Source organism: Nitrosococcus watsonii C-113, from assembly GCF_000143085.1.
Lineage (GTDB): Bacteria > Pseudomonadota > Gammaproteobacteria > Nitrosococcales > Nitrosococcaceae > Nitrosococcus > Nitrosococcus watsonii.
The window spans coordinates 2,972,227-2,994,078 of record NC_014315.1 but is presented as its reverse complement, the minus strand read 5'-3'; the positions used below and the strand labels follow the sequence as shown (position 1 = coordinate 2,994,078).

17 protein-coding genes and 2 pseudogenes are annotated in these 21,852 nt (G+C 53.2%); 7 read left to right on the top strand and 12 right to left on the bottom strand.

The features are described from left to right. Window positions 1-59 precede the first annotated feature (59 nt). From NWAT_RS13685 to NWAT_RS13670, 4 genes are all read right to left on the bottom strand, one after another. Window positions 60-491: a hypothetical protein gene (locus NWAT_RS13685; protein ID WP_013221637.1), complete on the bottom strand. Its 432-nt coding sequence runs from the start codon at window positions 489-491 to the stop codon at window positions 60-62. A 114-nt stretch (window positions 492-605) separates the two neighbouring features. Then, the gene (locus NWAT_RS13680) at window positions 606-1,220 is read right to left on the bottom strand and encodes a PqiC family protein (RefSeq protein ID WP_232420276.1); all 615 of its coding nucleotides are present in this window, start codon (window positions 1,218-1,220) and stop codon (window positions 606-608) included. 35 nt (window positions 1,221-1,255) lie between these two features. Further along, entirely contained in the window at window positions 1,256-2,908 is a 1,653-nt protein-coding gene (gene pqiB / locus NWAT_RS13675; protein ID WP_013221635.1) for an intermembrane transport protein PqiB, read from the bottom strand. Next, window positions 2,905-4,146 (bottom strand): paraquat-inducible protein A, encoded by a 1,242-nt coding sequence (locus tag NWAT_RS13670; RefSeq protein WP_013221634.1) that lies wholly within the window; start codon window positions 4,144-4,146, stop codon window positions 2,905-2,907. The genes pqiB and NWAT_RS13670 overlap by 4 nt, the downstream gene beginning before the upstream one ends. 301 nt (window positions 4,147-4,447) lie before the next feature. Here NWAT_RS13670 and NWAT_RS13665 point away from each other — a divergent pair, with 301 nt between their 5' ends. Both NWAT_RS13665 and NWAT_RS13660 read left to right on the top strand, forming a co-directional pair. Further along, window positions 4,448-5,332, top strand: a complete 885-nt coding sequence (locus NWAT_RS13665) for a YihY/virulence factor BrkB family protein (protein WP_013221633.1) — start codon at window positions 4,448-4,450, stop codon at window positions 5,330-5,332. A 13-nt stretch (window positions 5,333-5,345) separates the two neighbouring features. Then, window positions 5,346-6,461: a YcgL domain-containing protein gene (locus NWAT_RS13660; protein WP_013221632.1), complete on the top strand. Its 1,116-nt coding sequence runs from the start codon at window positions 5,346-5,348 to the stop codon at window positions 6,459-6,461. A 320-nt stretch (window positions 6,462-6,781) separates the two neighbouring features. Here the strand turns inward: NWAT_RS13660 and NWAT_RS13655 are convergent, their stop codons facing one another. Together NWAT_RS13655 and NWAT_RS13650 are read right to left on the bottom strand one after the other, a co-directional pair. After that, on the bottom strand, window positions 6,782-9,199 hold the full coding sequence (locus NWAT_RS13655; RefSeq protein WP_013221631.1) for a phosphoketolase family protein: 2,418 nt from the start codon (window positions 9,197-9,199) through the stop codon (window positions 6,782-6,784). A gap of 39 nt (window positions 9,200-9,238) precedes the next feature. Then, window positions 9,239-10,465 (bottom strand): acetate/propionate family kinase, encoded by a 1,227-nt coding sequence (locus tag NWAT_RS13650; protein WP_013221630.1) that lies wholly within the window; start codon window positions 10,463-10,465, stop codon window positions 9,239-9,241. A gap of 283 nt (window positions 10,466-10,748) precedes the next feature. Here NWAT_RS13650 and ypfJ point away from each other — a divergent pair, with 283 nt between their 5' ends. Continuing rightward, window positions 10,749-11,681: a KPN_02809 family neutral zinc metallopeptidase gene (gene ypfJ / locus NWAT_RS13645; RefSeq protein ID WP_013221629.1), complete on the top strand. Its 933-nt coding sequence runs from the start codon at window positions 10,749-10,751 to the stop codon at window positions 11,679-11,681. 108 nt (window positions 11,682-11,789) lie between these two features. Here ypfJ and NWAT_RS13640 read toward each other — a convergent pair. Next, window positions 11,790-12,494: pseudogene (locus NWAT_RS13640) on the bottom strand (PLP-dependent transferase); the annotation flags it as partial. Between the two features lie 535 nt (window positions 12,495-13,029). Between NWAT_RS13640 and NWAT_RS16820 the strand changes: the two are divergent. Continuing rightward, entirely contained in the window at window positions 13,030-13,203 is a 174-nt protein-coding gene (locus NWAT_RS16820) for a hypothetical protein (protein ID WP_157679928.1), read from the top strand. A 36-nt stretch (window positions 13,204-13,239) separates the two neighbouring features. On the opposite strand, the gene NWAT_RS18130 is transcribed toward NWAT_RS16820, so the two are convergent. Both NWAT_RS18130 and NWAT_RS13630 read right to left on the bottom strand, forming a co-directional pair. Continuing rightward, a complete protein-coding gene (locus NWAT_RS18130; protein WP_083781459.1) occupies window positions 13,240-13,389 on the bottom strand; it encodes a hypothetical protein in 150 nt (49 codons plus the stop codon). An 8-nt stretch (window positions 13,390-13,397) separates the two neighbouring features. After that, window positions 13,398-13,967: pseudogene (locus NWAT_RS13630) on the bottom strand (aminotransferase class I/II-fold pyridoxal phosphate-dependent enzyme); the annotation flags it as partial. A gap of 269 nt (window positions 13,968-14,236) precedes the next feature. Here NWAT_RS13630 and NWAT_RS13625 point away from each other — a divergent pair. Next, the gene (locus tag NWAT_RS13625; RefSeq protein WP_013221627.1) at window positions 14,237-14,584 is read left to right on the top strand and encodes a hypothetical protein; all 348 of its coding nucleotides are present in this window, start codon (window positions 14,237-14,239) and stop codon (window positions 14,582-14,584) included. A 221-nt stretch (window positions 14,585-14,805) separates the two neighbouring features. Here NWAT_RS13625 and NWAT_RS13620 read toward each other — a convergent pair whose 3' ends face one another. After that, complete coding sequence (locus tag NWAT_RS13620; RefSeq protein ID WP_232420144.1) at window positions 14,806-15,381, bottom strand: gamma-glutamylcyclotransferase family protein; 576 nt, start codon at window positions 15,379-15,381, stop codon at window positions 14,806-14,808. 51 nt (window positions 15,382-15,432) lie between these two features. On the opposite strand from NWAT_RS13620, the gene NWAT_RS13615 reads away from it, so the two are divergent. Both NWAT_RS13615 and NWAT_RS13610 read left to right on the top strand, forming a co-directional pair. After that, window positions 15,433-16,803 (top strand): alanine/glycine:cation symporter family protein, encoded by a 1,371-nt coding sequence (locus tag NWAT_RS13615; RefSeq protein WP_013221625.1) that lies wholly within the window; start codon window positions 15,433-15,435, stop codon window positions 16,801-16,803. Window positions 16,804-17,081: 278 nt separating this feature from the next. Continuing rightward, window positions 17,082-17,390 (top strand): TRL-like family protein, encoded by a 309-nt coding sequence (locus NWAT_RS13610; RefSeq protein ID WP_013221624.1) that lies wholly within the window; start codon window positions 17,082-17,084, stop codon window positions 17,388-17,390. A gap of 434 nt (window positions 17,391-17,824) precedes the next feature. Here the strand turns inward: NWAT_RS13610 and NWAT_RS13605 are convergent, their stop codons facing one another. Beyond that, the gene (locus NWAT_RS13605) at window positions 17,825-21,166 is read right to left on the bottom strand and encodes an ATPase AAA (RefSeq protein WP_013221623.1); all 3,342 of its coding nucleotides are present in this window, start codon (window positions 21,164-21,166) and stop codon (window positions 17,825-17,827) included. Between the two features lie 6 nt (window positions 21,167-21,172). Beyond that, window positions 21,173-21,802 carry a hypothetical protein gene (locus NWAT_RS13600; protein WP_013221622.1) on the bottom strand — a complete coding sequence of 210 codons (630 nt, stop codon included), beginning with the start codon at window positions 21,800-21,802 and terminating at the stop codon, window positions 21,173-21,175. Window positions 21,803-21,852 lie beyond the last annotated feature (50 nt).

Here is a 21,852-nt window from a genome sequence, read left to right as displayed (position 1 = left end):
CTAGCGTGAGCCAGCGTCCAGGAAAAGAAAGCATATTGAACGAGAAAGAAGAGGAAAGATTACTCTTCGTCCGATTGGCCTTCGGGTTCAACTTGTACCAGGTAATGATGATGGCTGGGGCAGCCTTGGACGGATTCTGACAGGATATCGATCCTGACGTACTGCGCCTCAGTAATAGGTTCAGGAAAATGCCCTTTGACCAGGTAACTCTTATTGGGTTGTTGGGTGATCGTTAGCTCGCCTTCTTGGCCGCGAATCTTGACGGCAATACTTGACTCCCGCGCATCCGAACTTGCCACGAAGGAGAACTTGGATAGCTCGGGAATAATTGCCTTGGGCGCTGGGTTTTCTTCGGAAATTCTTACGGTTTTACAGCTACTTGATTGGGCGCGGCTACTACTCCCGCCGTAGGCATAGGCTGCATTCGTCAGTGCTGCGATTAGGAACAATAAAACTACCCGGGAACCGTTACGAAAAAGTTTTTTATTCATTATGGCCTATCCACCCAATAATTTATTTTTGAAATATAAAGTTAACCTACCTGAATTTAAAAGTATAGAGTCAACAAGATCGTGGCTCAAGGTTATCTATCAGTATTGGTGGCTTCAAAGGCGCAAGGGAAAAGCCGAAAAACAATCATTTTTGCACCTGCCTTGGAGGGCAGCGGCTTGATTTGGCAATAGTTTCTCAATCGCGCCGGCGATGCTATCCGCAATCCGAGCTAAACCCTTGGAAAGTGCGGCTACAAGTGCCTCGTAACCATCCTCTGTAAGGGGGATGGCCTGATTGAATGAGCCTTGGGCTACCACGCCGCCATCTCCGTTGCGTAATCGCCAGCCACCGGCCACCAGCGCCTTGCCGTCAAAGCGTCCATGAAAGCTATTGAATTCAACGGTAAGCTGCCATGCCTTGAGCGGCGCGTTGCCGGTATTTGGATAAACAGCTACAGCAGGCAGCTGCCTGGTGAGGCTATTATAAATATACTGGTGTAGTTGCACGGTTAGGGGATCGGCCCAGCGATGTTGCCGGGCCACGTTCAAGCGGTGGGGTGCGGTTTCATAGACAATGCCAGCATGTTGCAGAAATTCAGCAGCGTGAATTGGGTTCATGATTAACGCTGTTCTTGCAACGTGGGTCTCGTTGGATGGAGCTGGGCTTGTAGCGGTAGTCAGCGAATACAGCCAGGGTTGAGGGTGCGTCGTGGCACAAGCGCCTAGCATGAAGACCGCTGCCATTAGAGCTATGGGCCTGCGCTTCATTTGGCGGCTTGGGGAATAGGATCTTCAGGGGCATTACCGCCGAAAAAGAGTGCTGAAGGAGCATCATGCAGCGTTTCCACGAAGGGGGCGAGATCATCCAGCACCTGATTCAGTCGGCCAAGGGAGCGGTTGAGTTTATCGTAGACGGGCGCTCCTTGCTGATAACTGTGTAGGGTCTTCCGTAATTCATCTAGGGTTGCATTGAACTCAGCGGGGAGCTCGCGCATGGCCTCGCCGCCAAGAATTGAATTCAGCCGAGCCATGGTAATTTGGGATTTATTCATGACTTCGCTGGTGCTTTCTAGGGCGCGTTGCAGCTTAGTCAGCACCGGTGCAAGTTCCAGTGCATCGAGTTTACCCAATAGCCGGGTGGCCTTCTCCTCGATATTGGCCAGCCCGCTGCTGTGGCTGGGGAGCAACGGGTACTGGCCTTGAAACCCCGCTTCATCGTGGGCGCTTTTCTGGTCCGTGAAAGCGAGATCCACAAACATTGCACCGGTGAACAGATTAGCTGTCTTTATAGTGGCCCGTAATCCTCTAGGGAACAAACGGCTGAGCTGTTGCTGCCAGGCTTTTTGATCGAGCTGCGCCCAGGTAGTGCCTGTCAGCCGCTGCGGTTCGAAGGCGATCAATACCGGGATGCGAAAGGTCTTAGAATATTCCATACCGAAGCCACCGCCAAAGAAGGGGACGTTGAGCACCGTGCCTACCCGTACGCCACGAAATTCGACAGTGGCTCCTGGGTACAAACCGCGCACCGAGTCGTCGAATAGAATAACGTACTTGTATTGATGGTCGTACCGGTCCTGCTGGGCGATCTGGCGCGATGGATACAGCCGAAATTTAGCACCCTGTTGGACTTTTTTCCCGCCCTTTAACTTTGGAGGGGCGCCAAACGTGACGCCGCCCGCCAGCATTGCTTCAAGCGTACCTGTTTGTACCCGTACTCCCTCGGAAGTAATCTCAAAGGCAATGCCGAAGCGGGGCCAAAATTGGGTATTTTGGGTGATGAGCTTGTCGAAGGGAGCACGGATCAATACACCATAGTGCATTTCTAGCGTTTGGGCATTGAATTCCGCGCTATCAATTCGGCCAACTTCCTGGCCTTGATAGACAATGGGGTCTCCGATGGTTAACGAAATATCGCCCGTGCTGATCAGCTCCAGAGACAGCCCCGCAGCGCCGGTGCGGATTGTGGGAGGTTGATCAAGCGCTTTGAAGTGGCGGGCCGAGCTTTGATCGTTGCCTGGGCGCATCTGGATGTAAGCACCGGAGAGAATGGTGTTCAGGCCGCTAATGCCTTCCCGCCCCACGCGGGGCTTGACCACCCAGAATTGAGTGTCCTTTACCAACAAGGGGTCCATGTCTGCCTTCATGCGGATTTCAGCGACGGCCCCCGTGTAATCCTTGGATAGACGCACCTTCTCTACCAATCCCACATCCACATTGTGCAGTTTGACTACCGTTTTACCAGCTTCCACGCCTTCGGCGTTATCAAGCCGTAATACGATCTCCGGGCCTTGGGATGCGATATTCCGGTACAGTAGCCAGGCGCCTATCAGCGCGGCCACGAGGGGGACCAACCAGACCGGTGAGAGATTCATCCGCCGCGGTGAGCGTATCTTGGCCTTGGTCAGCGTGTCACTCATTTTTCATGAGACCACCAGATCAAACGGGGGTCAAAGGCCATTGCCGCCAGCATGGTGAGAATCACTACAATGGCAAAGATAACCGCACCGGGGCTAGGCTGAACGCGCATTAACTCACCCGCTTGAATCAGAGCGGTTAGCAGAGCGACCACGAATACATCAAGGAACGACCAGCGGCCGATTATCTCGACCATCCGGTACAGCCTGAGTCTGTCATAAGCGTTGCGCCCGGTACCCGCTTGCGCCTGCAAACACAGCCAGCCAAGGGCGAGCACCTTACCGATAGGCACGACGATGCTGGCTATGAAGATGACCAGAGCGATGGGCCAGGAACCCGTTTCCGCTAAAAGTCGGGCACCGCCCACTACAGTCTGTGGCGAGGCTCTACCGAACTCGGTAGTGATCATGATGGGATAGACCATGGCCGGAATATACAAGATGCCCGCTGCGATGAGCAATGCCCAGGTGGTCTGCAATTGGCGCGGGTCGGGTGCAATATAACGGCGACCACAGCGTGGGCAACGTGCCTGGTTAGTGGTGTTGACGATGGCCCCGCAGCGGGCGCAACCAGCGGCTCCTTGGGTAGCCGCGGTATTGCCGGGGGCGAGATCGACCGGCGGGTCAGCCGGGTCGCCGATGATCTTCCACAAGGTCCAAGGATCGAAGGTAGCGATGGACTTTAGCAACAGCACGGCGTAGGCGCAAAAAGCCGGAAAGGCGGGACCAAACTGTAGATTCGCCAGGGAGAGCACCTTGATCATACTTACCAGCACTCCGGCTACAAACACATCGCTCATCATCCAAGGCTTAATGCTTGTCAGCAGCCGTGCTAGTGTTTTCGCCCACCTGGGGCGACGGCCCGAAGCCAGCACTCCATGAAGGTAAAGGAGGACCAGTAGATAGGTGGCTGGCAACAAAATCGTGGTCGTAAGCACGATCAATCCCAAGAATGGAAAATCGTAGTCAAATAGGGCTAGTGCGGTATCCGCCACGATAATGGTGTGTTTAATCCCCTGTACCTCGAAGCTTACAAAGGGAAAGGCGATGGCGGCTGTCAACATGATTAATGCCGCGCTAGCCCAGGCAAGTTGGTTCTGAATTGAGGTGTGCTGTTGGCCAGGTAATTTGTGCCCGCATCGAGGGCAGCAAGCGGTCTCGCCCGGCCGCAGTCGTGGCAAGGTCATCACCCAATCGCAGTGATGGCAGACAGCTAATGGGGCCTGTGTAGAGAAGTCCATTGGCATGGTCTCCCAGTACCTATAAATTTTGTCCTCAATCTACATCTCCCCTTATAAAGTCATCCTCATCTGATGGTGGAATTTTTGTACTCAAAGACCTTAATTATCCCGTGCTTCAACAACGAATAAAGTGGACAGAAATTAGTATGTAAAAATATCAGTTTTTTACATTGGGGGAATAGCCCTCTATCCTTAAAAATAGGATTATTGTTGGGAATGAAGTATTGTTTAATTTCGCTGCCTTTAGCATCTGCTTCATAAGAAAGGGAACCGTTGCAATAGCTTTGCAGGTTGACAAGGTATGAGGAATCTTTCACGCCGAGTCCAATTTATTCTCGCCCAGCCGCTGTATTTCCTCGTGCGGGTTATCGTCGGTTTTCGTGCCAACCAAGGGTTATTGTTGGCAGGGGCTGTCGCTTATTACGCCTTGTTATCGTTGGTTCCTATGTTTGCCCTGATTTTGGTGGGACTTTCCCAGGTGATTGCTTCGGACCAGCTGTTGGAAGCTACCCATGATTATCTGGCACTCATCGCGCCAGGGCAGGCGGAAGTTCTGACCCAGCAGATTGCGGAATTTGTGGAAAATTGGAAAGTAATCGGCGTGGTGGGTTTCTTTGTGCTGCTGTTTTTTAGTTCAATGGCGTTTACCGTGCTGGAAAATGCCATATCGGTTATCTTTTCTCATCGGGTGGCGATTCATCGACGCCATTTTTTGGTCTCGGCAATTCTGCCCTTCTGTTATTTATGCCTGCTGGGATTAGGATTGTTCGTCGTGACTCTAGTAAGTAGCGCCTTGCATACCCTGGATGATCGCACTGTTCCTGTGTTAGGTAGCATCTTTGGCAGTTATTACGCCATCGGGATTTATATCGTGGGTTTATTAGGTGAAATCTTGCTGTTGACTTCCCTTTATCTGGTCATGCCCGTGGGCCGGATTGCATTCCGTCATGCTTTGATTGGTGGAATGGTGGCCACGCTGCTATGGGAACTCACCCGGCAGGGACTGGTATGGTATTTTTCAACCTTATCCTTTGTTAATATCATCTATGGCTCATTTGCGGCAGTGGTGATGATTCTATTGAGCCTGGAAGCGGCAGCCATTATTGTGCTGTTTGGCGCTCAGGTAATTGCAGAATATGAACGTCTGGATACCCAAGGAAAGAGTCCCTCACGTTTCCAGACTTAATCCGGGAATTGCTGTGAAACAAGAAATTTTGCTGTGCTCCGATCTGGATCGAACCCTGCTTCCCAACGGCCAGCAAGGGGAGTCGCCCCAGGCGCGGCTTCGGTTGCGACGCTTGACCCAGCGCCCTGAAATTACCTTGACCTATGTCAGCGGCCGTCATAAGGCGCTTATCCAAAGCGCCATTGGAGAATATGATCTTCCTCTTCCTGACTTTGCCATTGGTGATGTAGGGACGACTATCTATCAAATTACAGATAACCAATGGCATCCTTGGGAAGATTGGAGCAAAGAGATTGGCCAGGATTGGCGAGAAATAAACCAGACTGAGTTGGCAAAAATTTTTGCTGATATTACCCCACTGCGGTTGCAAGAACCGGAAAAGCAAAACCGCTATAAGCTCAGCTATTATGCTTCGCCAGATCTAGATTGGAAGAACCTGATCTCCCAATTGGAGCAGCGGTTACAAGCTCAGAAAATCCAGGCTTCTTTCATTTGGAGCGTGGATGAAACTGCCCGGATCGGCTTGCTCGATATACTGCCAAAGCGGGCCAACAAACTCCATGCCATTCGTTTTTTAATGGAGCGTCGGCATTTCGATAAAAGGCATACCGTTTTTGCGGGGGATAGTGGCAACGACCTGGAAGTATTAACCAGTGGTCTCCAAGCTATTCTGGTCCGTAATGCCCAGGAAGAAGTGCGCCAGGAAGCCCTCCGCCGCCTTCCGCCAGAGCATAGACAGCAGCTTTATCTTGCCCGGGGTGGCTTTATGGGGCTTAATGGTTATTACAGCGCCGGGGTTTTGGAGGGTCTAGCCCATTTTTTTCCTGAAACCCGGGTCTGGATGGAAATAGGGAGAGAACAAGCAGCGGGAGAAGAAACGGCACAAGCCTGCGCCATTTATCGAAGTCGTAAAAAAAACGATAGCTACCTCTATGTGGAAGCCCAGGATAATTTTTCCCGCGTACCTGCAAAGCTATTGGAAATGCTCGGAGAACTAGAGTTTGTGATGAGGCTAGAGTTGCACTCCGAGATCTCCCTGGCCCAAGCCAATACCAGGGAGGTGATGCAAATGCTCAGGGAGAAAGGCTATTTTTTACAGTTGCCATCAAGGGAGTACAGGCGATCCTAGGGCCTTCGGCATCCGCTGAAGCGGCGCTCAGGGCGGCTTAATGCCGCACCTGAGCGCCGTGGAAATCTCTGTCCTTGAGGGCAGGAAGGATGTCACCTTGGAGTTTCGCCATGACTGATGTCGATTTTGTTCCTACAACACCTCATCGGCCTGGAGAATTCGCGCTTCTCAGGGCGCCGATAAGCTGGCTACGACTTAGCGCGCAAGGCTTATCAGTTGGGTACCACCCTCCACGCGCCTCTTGCGCCGTTTCACTTCGCAACTCGGCTAGGGGGTCATTCAACATCCATGTTTAATTCCAACGTCGAACAATGTCTGGTTCAACCGCCGCTCTTGCCCCATTGCCATTGCGTCACCTCTGGCATATCCACCCCGTGCTGGGTGATGTATTGCTTATGTTCGATATGTTTGTCCCGGAGCCATTGTTTGAGATAGGCTGCCGTTGATCCTAGCTTAGGCACGCGATCGATGACATCCGCTACCAGGTCAAACCGATCCATATCGTTAAGGACGACCATGTCAAAGGGGGTGGTGGTCGTTCCCTCTTCCTTGTAACCGCGTACGTGTAGATTCTTGTGATTAGTGCGCCGGTAGGTGAGGCGATGAATCAACCAAGGATAACCATGGTAGGCAAAGATGATGGGTTTATTGGTAGTAAAAAGCGTATCGAAGTCCTTGTGCGAGAGCCCATGGGGATGCTCCTCTTTGTCCTGCAGGGTCATGAGATCCACCACGTTGATAACCCGCACTTTAAGTTCGGGCAGATGATGGCGTAGAATATCCACTGCCGCTAAGGTCTCCAGGGTTGGCACGTCACCAGCACAGGCCATCACTACGTCTGGTTCGCTGCCCTGGTCATTGCTGGCCCACCGCCAGATGCCGATGCCTGCGGCGCAGTGCTTGACGGCCGCATCCATGGCGAGCCACTGGGGCTGGAACTGCTTACCGGCGACGATGACGTTAATAAAGTTGCGCGAACGCAGGCAGTGGTCGGTGACGCATAGGAGTGTATTGGCGTCCGGCGGTAGATAAACTCGGATCACATCCGCCTTCTTGTTCACGACGTGATCGATGAAGCCGGGATCTTGATGTGAAAAACCGTTGTGGTCTTGGCGCCACACATGGGAAGTTAGGAGATAGTTGAGCGAGGCGATGGGGCGGCGCCAAGGAATTTCCTTGCCGGTGACTTTAAGCCATTTGGCATGCTGGTTGAACATGGAATCGACAATGTGAATGAAGGCTTCGTAGCAGGAAAATAGGCCGTGTCGGCCGGTGAGCAGATAGCCTTCTAGCCAGCCCTGGCAGGTGTGTTCGGAGAGGATCTCCATCACTCGGCCATCCGGCGCAAGGTGCTCGTCCTCTGGCAGTGTTTTTGCCATCCAGGTACGATCAGTCACTTCGAACAAGGCATCGAGGCGGTTGGAACTGGTCTCGTCCGGTCCCATTACGCGGAAATTTCGGTTATCCATGTTCAGCTTCATCACGTCGCGTAAATAGCCGCCCATGACTCGAGTTGCCTCCGCCAGCTCCGCGCCGGGACCGGTTATGCTAATGGCATAATCGCGGAACTCGGGTAACCGCAGATCCTTGAGTAACAGCCCGCCGTTAGCGTGTGGGTTGGCGCCCATGCGCCGCTCGCCCTGGGGTGCTAGCGCCGCCAGTTCTGGCCGCAGGGTACCTTGTCCGTCGAACAATTCCTCGGGACGGTAGCTCTTCATCCATTCTTCTAGTAGCCGCAGGTGTTCCGGTTTGTCAGCCAGTTGGGCCAACGGTACCTGGTGTGAGCGCCAGTAGCCCTCGGTTTTTTTACCGTCGACTTCCTTGGGGCCGGTCCAGCCCTTCGGGGTCCGCAGAACGATCATTGGCCAGCGTGTGCAGGGGGTAGCGCCTTGGCTGCGCGCAGCGTGTTGAATCGTTTGAATTTCGGCCACTACCTGGTCGAGAGTAGCCGCCATCAGCGGGTGCATTTGCTCCGGTTTATCACCTTCCACCACATAGGGGTGATAGCCGTAGCCAACAAGCAGGTTTTTTAAATCCTCACGGCTGATGCGCGCCAGCACGGTAGGGTTGGCGATTTTGTAGCCGTTCAGATGGAGGATCGGCAGTACCGCGCCGTCGCACGCAGGGTTGAGAAATTTGTTGGAATGCCAGGCCGTGGCGAGGGGGCCGGTCTCGGCCTCGCCATCGCCCACTACACAGGCGGCGATCAGGTCCGGGTTATCAAACACTGCGCCGTAGGCATGGGCTAAGGCATAGCCGAGTTCGCCGCCTTCGTTAATTGAACCTGGCGTTTCCGGGGCGACGTGACTTGGTATGCCGCCCGGGAAGGAGAACTGCTTGAATAGCCGCTGCATGCCCGCCGCGTTCTGGGGAACATTTGGATAGACTTCAGTGTAACTGCCCTCTAGCCAGGTGTTAGCGACCAGCCCCGGAGCACCGTGGCCTGGTCCCGTCACATAGATCATATTGAGATCGTGGGCCTTGATCACGCGGTTCAAGTGGGCGTAGATAAAATTCAATCCCGGCGTGGTTCCCCAGTGGCCGAGCAGCCGTGCCTTAACGTGTTCCAGTGTGAGCGGCTCGGTAAGCAACGGATTGTCCTGCAGGTAGATCTGACCTACTGACAGATAGTTAGCCGCCCGCCAGTAGGCGTCTATGTTGCGCAGCTCGTCCGCTGCCAGCGGACTCGCCTCCTCGATCCTGCGCTTGGCGTGCTCGGTTTGCGGTCTTTGTGCCATGGTGGTCTCCTTTTTATTAGAGATGAAAAAGTGAATACTTCAGGTCAGCAGCGTGCTCAGGCAGCGCCGGGTGTCCTGGGCGATGAGCGCCTCCTCGTTGACTGGAATCACATAGGCTGCCAAGCGGGAATCAGTCGTGGATATTCGTTCCTCGGTACCTGGGGTTGCCGCCTCGTTGGCCTGTATATCCAGCTCTAGTCCACACCAGCTCAGTCCGGCACAGATCCGCGCACGGATCTCAGGTGCGTGCTCGCCGATACCGCCGCCGAACAGGATCGCATCGGCGCCACCGAGCACGACCTGATAGGCACCCAGGTATTTGCGGGCACGGTGGCAGAATGCCTCGATGGCGAGATGCGCGCCGCAATGCCCTTGTGCTTCCAGCGCCAGCAGTTCTCCCATGTCCGCGCTGACACCGGATAACCCGAGCAGGCCGGCGCGATGATTTAGGTCCTCGCTTAAGTTACTCGCCGTCCTAGCGCCGTCTTCGAGCAGATGCAGCACTACACCAGCGTCAACATCGCCAGGCCGCGTGGCCATAATCAAACCCTCTAGGGGTGTGAAACCCATGCTGGTTTCCAGCGGATGCCCATCGCGTAGGGCGGCGGCTGAACACCCGTGGCCCAGTTGCAGCGTGATGAGCCTGCTTGAGGGGGTGTCAGGAGGATGGATGGCGGAAAAACACTCAGCCATATATCGATGTGCTAGTCCATGAAAACCGTAACGCCGGATCGGCTGTGAGCCTTTTATCCATTTGGCGGGCAGCGCGTAAGCGCGGGCGTAATCAGGCAGCTCGTGAAAAAATGCCGTATCGAACACGGCTGCCATGGGGATATCCGGTAGCCGTTCCTGACATGCTCGCACCACCGCTAGGGCTGGCGGATTATGCAGCGGGGCCAGGGGGCTTAAGGCATCGAGGGCTGTCAATGCGCGGCTCGTGAGCAGTGTCGGGGCGGTAAAGGTATCGCCGCCGTGGACGATGCGGTGCCCCATGGCGGTAATGGTATGCAGCAGTGATTGGTCGGCATTGGTGATAGGTTCCAATAATTCGAGCACATATCGAGCGGCAGTACCGTGATCGCAGGCGGAAACAGAGCTGTGTTCCCGCTTGCCACCGTAAGCCCATTCGCAGATTGCATCATCACCAAGGTTTCGAACGGTTCCCCGCACCGTGCTGGCCGGCATGGTTGCATCCATGTCAAACAGTTGGAACTTCAGCGAGGAACTACCGCTGTTGAATACCAGGATGTTGCCGTCACTATTCACCGGTAAAGTACCTCCATTAATTCAGTGTATTAAATAGTATAGTCGTGGGCTATGAAGCCAGAGGGCTTATGCTCCTGGCTTGGACGGTAGTAGGGAGGAATGGCGGTGTATTTTTGGCGTATCTGAGAAGCAAAGCCGTTTGCATTACTATATAGACAAGGGGACAGATCTGGTCCACCTGCTTAGGGCGATGCTACATGTGGCAAGATGAACTTGTTTCAGTTCACAAGGGTGTTTATTCTTCCTAATATCCTTGTATATCCGTGCGCTGAGGAGAATAGCCATGCGTTGGAAGGGTAGACGACAGAGCGATAACATTGAGGACCGGCGGGGTTCATCCGGACGTGGTTTTGCAGTCGGTGGACGGGGAGGCGGCGGGTTGATACGGCTGCTGCCGCTAGCTATCCGGTTTTTCGGTATTAAAGGAACCTTGCTGCTGGTGCTAGGTGTCGGTGCCTATTTCTATTTCAGCGGAGGTGAACTGGGCGATCTGTTAGGGGGTACCCCGGTAAGTCATATTGAGACAACAAGCTCTTCCGGGGAAGGCGGCGAGATACGCCAGTCGGCTGAGGAAGCGGAGCTTATGGAGTTTGTGTCCGTGGTACTGGCGGATACCGAACTCACCTGGCAAAATCTGTTGGCACAAGCTGGTAAGACCTATAAGGAGCCACGGCTAGTGGTCTATCGTGGCATGATCAATTCGGCCTGTGGCATGGGCCAGGCAGCGATGGGGCCTTTTTATTGCCCCGGTGATCACAAGGTATATCTTGATCTCAGCTTTTTCGATGAGCTGCGCTCCCGTTATGGTGTCCCTGGGGATTTTGCCCAAGCCTATGTCATCGCACACGAGATCGGCCACCATGTGCAGACTCTATTTGGCATCTCCGCTAGGGTTATGAAGGCTAAACAGGGCCGGAGCAAGGCGGAAGCCAATAAATTATCCGTGCTGCAGGAATTACAGGCTGATTGCTTTGCCGGTATTTGGGGGCACCATGCCGACAGTAATCGCCAGCTGCTGGAAAAGGGCGATATTGAAGAAGGATTAAAAGCCGCCAGTGCGATTGGCGATGATCGTCTGCAGCAGCAGAGTCAAGGCTATATTATCCCGGAATCCTTTACCCACGGCACCTCAGCGCAAAGAGTGCATTGGTTCCGGACCGGCCTGGCGTCTGGTGATGTGTCGTCTTGTAATACATTCGACGCCAACCGGCTGTGAACGCTTGACCCGCGAAGGATAAAATTGTTTTGGCGTCCAATAAAGCGAAGGTGGCGTCAGTTGAAAGGCCACCCTCGGGTGGCCTTGTTAGAGCGGCGTGAGCCGGGCTTACACCTGGGCCAGTGCCTGTTCGAGGTCGGCAATGATGTCATCGATGTGTTCGATGCCAATGGACAAGCGCACTAAATCCTTGCTCACGCCCGCCGAGGCCAGCTCTTCTTCGCTGAGCTGGCGGTGGGTTGTTGAAGCCGGGTGGCAGGCCAATGTCTTGGCATCGCCGATATTGACCAAACGGTAAATCATCTGCAGAGCATCGATAAAGCGGGTGCCGCCCTCAATGCCTCCTTTGATGCCGAAGCTGAGAATGCCCGAGGCGCGACCGCCACAAATTTTGTCGCAGGTGGCCTTGTAGGGGCTGTCATCCAATGTGGCATAGTTGACCCACGCGACCTTGTCATGATTCTGCAGGTAGTTGGCGACCTTTTCGCTGTTCTCGCAGTGACGCTCCATACGTAAGCCGAGGGTTTCCAAGCCCTGCATAATCAAAAAAGCGTTGAAAGGCGATAACGCAGCGCCGGTGTTGCGCAACGGCACTACACGACAGCGGCCGATAAAGGCGGCGGGACCGAGAGCCTCCGTATAGACGACACCGTGGTAGGAGGGGTCAGGCTCGTTGAGCATGGGAAATTTGTCAGCGTTTGCCGTCCAATCAAATTTGCCCGAGTCCACCACCGCGCCGGCGATGGTGGTGCCGTGGCCGCCCATGTACTTGGTCAAGGCGTGGACGATGATGTCCGCGCCATGATCAAAGGGGCCTCCACTGCATTACGTAATCTCCTCTCAATTGAGTATTTTCAATTCAATTCCGTATGTGCTCAATGGAATTGATATTGTATTAGTATAATATATTGACGACTGTTGACGTCTAAGCATTCGCGACACACCCTAGAAGGCTTTGGACCCGCGAAGTTGATGAAAATTCGACAAAATATTTTCAACCAGAACAACACAATTAAGACTTATTGGGATGGGTCCTGACCAGGATTGATCAGGACCAGGTATTTCAGGTAGGGAATTATTTTGACTTGGATACTCCTGGTAGGTAAGTTCTGATGTCTGGGACTGTATCAAGTGTTAAGTCGTACGATAATTGTTGATAAATCTGATCTAACATACTAAGCACCTCCTCGTCTGATCGAAGAGATGGTAACTTGTCGTAACCTCGACGCTTGAGCGTGTCAAGGTGCTTCTTCGGAGTTAGTCGACCAGTCAAGTGTTCGTGATATAGCCATTGGTAATAATCCCGTTGCTTGATTTTCCGATTATTGCGGAGAGTAATTGCGTACACTTGAATAATCCAGCCATTGATATCATTAATATGTTTTTTCTCGTTTCGTGGATCTTTCCACTTAAGCACCTTAAGGAGATGGTCGATAATAGAGTTACCCAAATTAGTTACCCTACCCTCCGCCATACTTTTCGGGAAGGCCATCTCGTTGATGAGGTCAAGTACATCGCTTGATAGAGACATATCGAGTACTCCTACAATTAGACTCTATTATCTTCTAGCCTCTGGTTGCACATATTTTTGACCAAGGGCTGCAAAGATGTCTTGCTCCTGATTTATTCCCGGCAACTTAGTATTGTCAGCATAAAACAAGCCGTATTCATTCAGCTTTAAACTTTTCGACTTGGCAAGGCGCCGCATCCGAATGTTGGGCGGCACAGGAAAGAGGTGGCCACGGTGTTATCAACAATCAGCGGCAGGCCATGGGCATGGGCGATCTGGGCCCATTGTTGAATGTCAACCACATTGCCCGCGGGGTTACCAATGGACTCACAAAACAGGGCGCGGGTGTTCTCATCAATAGCCGCCTCAACCGTTTCCAAGTCGTCGTGTTTGGCAAAGCGTACATGAATGCCCTGGTTTGGCAGGGTGTGGGCAAACAGATTGTAGGTGCCGCCATAAACCTGACTGGTGCTGACAATATTATTACCCGTACGGCAGATTGTCTGGAGCGCATAGGTGGTGGCTGACATCCCGGAGGCGACCGCCAGCGCGCCAACACCGCCCTCGAGCTGGGCCAAGCGTTCTTCGAGTACCTCGTTGGTGGGATTCATAATCCGCGAGTAAATATTGCCCTGGACCTTCAAATCGAACAGATCAGCGCCGTGCTGAGTGTCATCAAAGGTAAAAGAGGTCGTTTGGTAAATGGGTGTGGTTGCAGCATTGGTGGTGGGATCACCGCTAAAGCCCGCATGCAGCGCAATAGTCTCAAGTTTCATGCCGATTCCTTACTGTGGAATGAGTGGATGCAAAAAATACAGGACAAGATTAGGGGATACACGCAGACAAATAAAGCCCAGGGCTGTAGCTCTTTCTATCCAACATCAGTTTGATAGAGGCTACTCTAGCATCCTCCATAATGGTCTCAGCGTGGAGTGATACTACGCCCTCATCCCCATGGCGGGAACCCTATCGGCTTCTCTATACACCACTCCATAGGGGCAGGAGGTGATAATGCTTCAATTTTTATTCCTGGGATACACGGCTTGTGACGACTAGTGATGCCTTGCGTGCCTATCTTAAAATAGTTGCCGGCAGCGGTGTACCGGTGTACTATCGTGATGCCGCGCGCGCGTTGGCGCTGGAGCCGCCCCAGACTATCCGCCAGCTGGCGCTGATGCTGGAGCAGTTGATTGAGGAAGATGCAGCGGCCGGGGTGCCGCTGATTGCCTCGCTGGTGATTGGTAGGCAACGCGATGGCTTGCCAGCACCAGGCTATTTTGCCAAAGCCCGCGCGGTGGGAGTTTATCATGGCGCCACAAGCGGCCCGCAAGCCCGGGCGTTTCATGCGGAGCAGCTACGTCGTGCTGTGGCTTTCTGGTCCGAGCCGGGATAGTTGCCGAGCGGGTTGGCGCGGTATTACCGCCGAGTGATCATCACATCGCCCACCGTTGCGGTTCGCACTATGAACTTCCAACAGCTTTTTTCGCCTGCGCCAAAACCTTGCGCTTTACTGGTATCCCGAGGTTGTTGTGCGCCGCCTAGACAATTGGCGCAATGATAGCTACACGGTGGAAATTGTGGGATACCTGCACATCATCGGCGTACCTGCGACATTTACGGCCCGCTGGCCGCGTTTTTGACGTAGACGCGCATTTCATGTATCCGGCGCTGCTCATCACGGTCTGGCTGTTCCAATTCGGCTTCTATACGGGCGATGTAGTCACCGGGCAGTCCATTACTGCGCGCACCGTATAACACATGATATTTGTACCAGCAGAAAGGTTTTATAGCTGCATCCGTGAAACGCCCTTTGTCCGCCACCACGTAGAGAAAGGCATCGACCGGGCTGCCGTCAGTCAGTACCAGTTGCACATGCTGCTGCACATAGCGCGGGCCTTCCGCCCGATCCAATGCCGGCTTTTCAGCCGTGGCGATTTCAAATACTATGCCGTGTACGCAATCGGCGGGATTGCCGGTGGACACCACATCACATTTGCCGGAACCATCCATGCCTTTTTTGTGAAAACGTAAGGCATGGCCCGTGAGACGGGCCGTAACGACCCGCTTGGCACTGGGAACTCGTGCTTGCAGGCGCTCCACGGCCATGTTCGAGCCATAGGCAAAATAATAGAGTAGGGCTGTCTTTTTTTCCGGCATTCGCTTTCTCCAGCGGGCCGTTTGCAGTGCCACCCGCAAACAATCAGGCTATGCCAATTTTAAAAAAGAAAGAAAGTTTGATCAATGCAACAATTGGAATGCTGGTTCACTGCCTTCGCCGCCTTCATGTGGGGCATGCCTCTGGTCCTATTGCTGGTTGGCGGGGGTACCTTTCTCGTTTTCTACTCGCGCTGTCTGCCCTATCTGCATTTTCGCCACAGTATCGGTATTCTTCTGGGCAGGTACGACGACCCGGATGAGACCGGCGAGATCCCCCACTTTCAGGCATTGACAACGGCACTGTCCGGCACCCTCGGTTTAGGTAACCTTGCGGGTGTGGCGGTAGCCATTACCATGGGAGGGCCTGGCGCTATCTTCTGGATGTGGGTGACGGCGGTAGTCGGCGTTGCCACAAAATTTTATACTTGCACCCTAGCGATTATGTACCGTGGCCGTGACAGCCGCGGTGCATGGCAGGGTGGCCCGATGTACGTGATCCGTGAAGGACTGGGCCGTCGCTGGCTACCCCTCGCGGGTCTCTTTGCGGTTGCCGGGATGGTGGGCACACTGCCTGTCTTTCAAGCCAACCAGCTTGTGCAAATCACCCGGGACCTCTTCGCCATCCCTTTGGGTTGGGCGCGTGCCGATGAGCACCTTGGTTATGATGTGCTCACGGGTGTCCTTCTTGCTGCCGCAACGCTGGTCATTATCCTGGGTAATATCCAGCGCATTGGCAAGGTCACTGCGGCCCTAGTCCCGGGCATGGTGCTATTCTATTTGCTACTGACCCTTGTGATTCTTGTGCAACACGGGGCGCAGATACCCGGTGCCTTAGCGCTAATTTTTTCGGATGCGTTCAGCGGGCATGCTGTTGCCGGCGGCGCCCTGGGCACGGTGATTCTCATGGGAGTCCGCCGTGGTGCCTTTTCTAACGAGGCGGGTATCGGTACTGAGGTCATGGCTCACGGGGCGGCCAAAACCAGCGAGCCAGTGCGCGAGGGGCTGGTGGCTATGCTCGGTCCAGTCATCGATACCCTGCTGGTATGTACTTGCACTGCCCTGGTGATCCTTATTACAGGCGTCTGGCAGGGCGAGACCACGGGTGTGACGCTGACTGCCGAAGCCTTTGAGGATGCTTTGCCCGGTGCGGGGGGCTACCTGCTGACGTTGCTGGTTATCTTTCTCAGCTTGAGCACTATCATTACTTTTTGGTACTACGGTGCTAAGTGCCTCGGCTTTCTCATTGGCGCCGAGTATCAGCACCATTATGTCTGGATCTACGGCGTACTTATTGTAGCTGGATCTGTGGTCTCGCTGGAAACCATCATCGGCTTGGTCGACGGCATGTACGCTATGATGGCTATTCCCACCATGGCTGCCACACTGCTGCTGGCTCCAAAAGTAAACGCCGCGGCACGGCGTTACTTTAACGATTATTCCGCTGGTCGGCACTGAGGGAAAGGTGGCACACACCATTGCTTGATACCGCCCCATCAACTCTTCTCTATTTCCAGCCTCCTTCATTCACCTTCGGCTTAACTCAACCCCTTCATCATTTTGTCAATTTCTGATTACTTGTCGGGGTGGTTAATGGCCCAAGGAATTTCCCGTATTTCATCCCCTTATAAAAAAGAAGGAAGTATTTATTTTCCTATACACTATACTAAGATTGGCGGGAATGAGTGGTCTTGCATTTGAGGAAATCTAAAAAATCTAGAAAGGATGGGTTAACCATGAAAAGAATATTTGCTAGTGGAATTATTGCGGCTTCCATCGTTCTTGGTGGGTGCGCAACTTCTAGGCCAATCGGTGGACTGTACACAGAATTGGATCTTCCCGTAACTGCCACCTCCAACGTCACTGCCACTAAAAAGGGTACTGCCAAGTGTCAGAGTGTTCTGTCACTCGTAGCGACTGGCGATTGCAGTATTGAAACAGCTAAAGCCAATGGGGGTATTAAAGAGGTTACCCATGTTGACTGGCATGCACGCAACATCCTCGGCATCATCGGCAACTATACCTTGACGGTGTACGGCAACTAAATTTGATTTAATACAGCCGTTTTCCTTTGGAGAGCCTATAAAGGTTCTCCTATCCTCTTTTGAGGAATCATTCGCTGGCGAGGCAGGAAAGGAAAGTCCCCGGATTAGATATGATTCCATGCCGATGCTGGTTGTGTTGCATAAAAAAAAGCCTCGGCAAATCATCGCGAGGCTTAAAGGCCAAAGAAAATACTCTTTGGACCAGCTTGATGCTATCGAAGGGAATCACTCATGAAAAAAACGTTTGCTATCTCCAGATGGCTACTATAAAAAAGCATTCTTACTACATATTAAAGAATAAATATATTTATTGTGCAAGTTTTATTTGCAAAAAAACCGTAAAGCTTTTGGGAAAGTTTCTAGAAAGGTGAGAAAATTCACAAAAATCTCTGCCTTCAGAGAGAACGCCTCGGTAAAAATGTAGCTGAATCTCCTTATGGGTCTTTGGCGTGGAGGCGGGAGGCGGCGGCCCGTTTTAGGACTTCGTCCTTCCCCGGAGGGTGAGGGGGGTGATAAGAGAGGCACCAGGGTACCGCCACTTTTACCGGGGCGGGCATTCCTTCTGTATGGAGATAAAAATGACCGGCTTCTAGGGTAGGGATGTCGTCCTCCTTGTCGCCACGCATTTTGAATTGCTCCCGTATGGCTTCGATGGTAGCCGGTGCGCTGGCTTTTCCAAAAAATTGAGTGAAACAGTCAGAAACGATAGGGGAAGCGATATTTTTAGGGTTCTGGGTAGAGAAAACTAAGCCGAGACCGCCGGTAGGGGCGTAGTCCGCCAGTTTTAGCAAGTTGTCTTTGCAGGGCGTGGAGGTATCGGCAGGGATAAAATCCTCGGCCTCGTCCAGTATCAAAAAACCCTGTACTGGCATGGAAGGAGAGGCGGAATGCTGTTTTATCCAGCCTAGCAGGGTTATGGCTAACTGATTAAGAAACTGCTGCTGGGTTTTAAGGTCAGGTAAACCGGCCAGGTTGATGATGGATATCCTGGTCCTGTTTGCTGAAGTTCCTTTAAAGAGGCAGCCAGGATCGAGGAAAGGGGTTTCCGGATAGAACAAGCGATTGTTTTGTATCTCCGCTTGCAGACGCTGGGCCATTTCGCTCCCCAGGCGAGTGGCGCTGGAGATACTGGTACTGATTTCCGCCGGTAGGTGGGAGAGAATGGCGATAAGATCCGGCAGGGTTTTCCCCTTTTGGATAGCAAAGAGTTTTAGCGCTGCAGTGAGAACGTCCATTTTATACTCTGAATGGGCGGATTTTCCGGGGGCTACGATTTCTTTCAAGGTGGACTGGGCCATCTCAAGAGCTTGCTGGAATTTTTCCGACTGCTCCAGGAGCGAAGCGAGATCGGGTAATGGCTCCAACGGCAAGGGGTTACCATCTGTTTGTCCAGGAGTCCAGATAATCACCTCGGTGTTGGCATGATAACGTTCCGCCTTTTCCTGATCCTCCGAAGTCCAGATGGCGGGGGGGATGGGCCACTGTTTTCCTAGGGATGCTAGGGTATGAGTACGGTCTATTACGATGGAGGGGATGCCTAGCAACGCGGCTTCTTCTACCCACCTTTTCAAGAGCACTGTCTTGCCTGAGCCACTCCCCGCCAATACTCCAGTATATTGTGCGAGCAGGGGCAAGGGGATAGTCATCTTTTCGGCAGGGTTCGATAGCGTTTGCCCCACCGGCAGGGCCGACGGGTACAAGGGCGCGGTGGTTTTGTAATTGTACCGCTTTAGGGCCGGGAGATTGGTCCAGATATCCGTGCTCTCTTTGGTGTCTAAAGGCGGGTTATTTTTCAGAGGGAATGCATCAGCAACAAGGCATTCGGTAATTTCTGTTTCCTGGAGCCATTGGAGTTGAGTTGCGGGGCGGCGCTGGCGAAGCCATGCTTCAAAGCCAGGCAAGTTTTGTTGCTCAAGTTTATGGAGCGCCCACATGGTTCTTAGATCTTGTTCGTTAGGCGCGGCGAATTTACCCTTTGCCTGGAGAAATTTGTCAGTAATTTCCCGGGTAACCTTGCCCAAGGGCAGAGGGGTGGTGCGGACGATGATAAGCCTTCTGAAAGGCAGCCTGGGATCAATCCCGGAAGCAGTAAGGGCTCCATTAAGGCGGTTTTGATAGGCGGTAGCGTGGGTTTTTTGCAAAGCACGAAAACAGTAATGTTGCTCTCGATTCTCTTGGCTGGAGTCGATGATCCGGAGCCGGGCATGAAGAGCGCGGTAGTTTTTGTCGCCTGGGAATTCGGTATCGACCACTCCCTGCCTGTTTTCCGGCGGTGGGGCTTCCCGCAGGAGGCAGCGGCACAGAGTGGGTATCAGCGCTCCCAGTACTTCATCTTCTGCTTCCTCGGATAACAGTGCCTGTATGGGGGCCTGGCGGCAGAATTCCTGGTAAGACTGGTCAAGCTCGAGGTCTGGGTCTGGGTCTGGGTCTGGGCGGGCGGTAGCTAAGGTCTCGGTGGATTCCGGTGGCGCTTCGATGCAGGCTAGCTCCATGACCTTGCCCTTGCCCTTGCTTAAACATTGAAGCCGATGTTCCTCGCACCGTTTTAACAATTCCCGGGGTAGGAGCGTGGCCGCGCTAGTAAAGAATTCTGGTTGGAAAGGCCAGCTAGGATAGGGGGGCGTAAACCCATGGGTACGGTAAGCATGAGCGAGGCGAAGGGTGATGATCTCCTCTGCGAGCGTGGCGTTATTGATGGGTGGCAAGGGTTGAGGGGAAGCAAACCGATCGGTTGCCGAACTCAGACTTCCCTTTCGCAATATTTCCCAACTTGCTTCCAGGCAGGCTAAAACGGTAGCGGTGCGATAGACCGTATCCCGGACAGCCATAAAGCCGTCCGCAACGCCTTCGATGATGGCTTGGGAAGCGCGCTGCTCCCCGGTTATCTGCTCCCCCTCGCCAGCGCTGGCAGTGATATGGTATTGGCTCATAATGGCATCTAGTTGATCAAAAGCCAGCAAGGTAGGGGCATAGCGGCTCATTAGCCAAGACAAGGACTTTACGATTTCAGAAGGTTGCCGCTGGGGCCATAAAAAGCCAAACAGATGCCGATCGGTCTCATCAATAGGCATGCCTTGGAGCCAACTGTAACCCACGTTGGCGCGCTCGAGATCGTTGGAATTGAGCAATATCAAGGCGCGGAGAGCATCTTGATGGGCTCGAATCTCCTCCGGATACTGCGTGCTCAGGCGGTTGATAGTCTGCCTGATGACTTGGACGAGTTCCTTGTCCCCATATTCCGCTATTTGCCGGGGCGTAGCAGGCGCAGCTTCCTGGCACCGGGTTTTTTTGCCTGCTAATGGCGCTATCAGCCATTGGAGCAGGGATTTTTTCGGCTGAGACGGAGTTCGATAAAAGGTGGAAAAAGAATTTTGAGGCTTACTATCTGGATTCAGGAGATGTTTCAGAAGACTGCGGAACTGGGGTTGTTTGCCTAAAGCCGCCTGTTGCAGGGAGTTGAGATAACCCAGTAGCACTGTTTCCCAGAAATCCTTGATATCGGTCATATCCACCAATACAAACCAGGCTGGGAGGGCGGCAACTTCCTGGCGCATAGCGCTAAGGAGATGAGTTTTTCCAGCGCCTGCTGGGCCAGTAATGATTTGTCCGAGGGGATTTTGATCCTGGTTTCCCATCCTTTCTTTCAAGGTTTCCATAAGCTCAGCCCGCACGTTTTCATGGAGTCCCGGTACGTGTAGCGGCGAGTTGCGCCACACGCTTTGTAATTGCATGGTCCAGTCAAAATTAACGGTTTTCAGTACTCTATATTCGTCCATGGTTGGTTACTTTTGCATGTACACAAGATGCCGCTTAAATCCAGCGACACTTAGGGCTGCTTTTTGGTCATCCGGTGAAATTTCCCGGGAATCATCAAGGGGAGACAGTATTAGTTTTCCTTCCCGCTGTAATGTCAGCAATAATTCATCCAGCCTAGAGCGAGGAATCGCTTCTAGCTGCCGCCGCAGTTGGGCAAGCCGAACCCGGCTGTTCCCTTGGCGGCCGGAGAGATGAAAATAGGCTTGCCGTAGCTGTTGCTCCAAATTTTCACCCGGGGGAGCTAGTTGAGCTGAGCTAAAAATTTCCGCCAGGGTGATGTGCCGACTTTTCAAGACGGGTTGCAAGCGGGCAAGCAAGCTCTGGAGGATAGGGCCTGCCGCCGGGGAGCGATGGGAGATTCTAGCATCCATATGCTCTCCGGCCCAAGCCCAGGCCCTATCGGTAAGTTGGACATGGATCGCCCGGCTGCCTTGGGGTTTGCGCCGCCATTGTTCTTCGATAAATTTCGCCTCTAGCAGAGCTTTCCGATCGCGCCGCTTGGGTTTGGGACGGATATCGGCCAGGTAGGCTTGCCCTTCGCTCGTCAGTAGCCGCCATAAGATTAGTGCCTGTAAAGGGCTGGGTTGAAAGTTCATGGAATTTTTCCTAGACCTTGGAAGGCGTACAGGGAGGTATAGCGCCTCTG